The organism is Blautia sp. DFI.3.45, from assembly GCF_020593505.1.
GTDB lineage: Bacteria > Bacillota > Clostridia > Lachnospirales > Lachnospiraceae > Blautia_A > Blautia_A wexlerae.
This window is the reverse complement of the sequence record NZ_JAJDMI010000243.1, coordinates 1-243: the sequence shown is the minus strand read 5'-3', so window position 1 is coordinate 243 and position 243 is coordinate 1. Positions and strand designations below refer to the sequence as shown.

1 pseudogene is annotated in these 243 nt (G+C 42.0%); it reads right to left on the bottom strand.

Annotated features, from left to right (window positions below):
* Window positions 1-243: pseudogene (locus tag LJE09_RS17750) on the bottom strand (site-specific integrase); the annotation flags it as partial.

The following is a 243-nucleotide window of genomic DNA, read 5'->3' as shown; positions in this document are numbered from 1 at the left end:
TGACTGCGGAAAAAGAATGGATGTAATCTTTGCTGTAACCCTTTCTCTCTTTTCCGTCGGGATGAACTCCCCCGAAGGAAAGCAAATCAAAAAAGGATTGCAAATGCTCAGAGGTTACATTTTTTAATTTCCGTTCTGCCAGCGGATGTTTCTTAATATTTCGGATTGTTCCGAGGTAATTCTCCACAGTACCATTGCTGAGCGTACCTGTTTTTAATTCCTCCTCTGCCCACACATCCAAAA